1 protein-coding gene is annotated in these 258 nt (G+C 71.3%); it reads right to left on the bottom strand.

Translation table 11 applies throughout. The features are described from left to right. Window positions 1-258, bottom strand: a 258-nt coding sequence (locus tag E0698_RS26430) for a hypothetical protein (protein WP_202895091.1), incomplete at both ends; no start/stop codon positions are given.

The following is a 258-nucleotide window of genomic DNA, read 5'->3' as shown; positions in this document are numbered from 1 at the left end:
AGTCCGGGGTTGAAGTCCTGGCCGCCGTGGTCGCTCGAGCAGCCGGCACAGTCGCGGTAGCCGAACTGGTCGCCGATGTGCACGCCGACCGCGAACGGCCACTGGATCGTGCCCGCCGGGTTGTTCGTGAAGGTCGCCTCGGGCTGGATGCCGGCCGCACGCGCGTACTCGTCGATCGTCTGCGTCTCGAAGCCGTCGCGCTGCACGGTCTGCGCGAGCGCGCCGCCCGTGATCTCGACCTGCTGGCCGGGCTCGGTG

The organism is Paenibacillus sp. 23TSA30-6, from assembly GCF_014858585.1.
Taxonomy (GTDB): domain Bacteria; phylum Bacillota; class Bacilli; order Paenibacillales; family Paenibacillaceae; genus Paenibacillus.
This window is presented reverse-complemented; position numbering and strand designations above follow the sequence as displayed.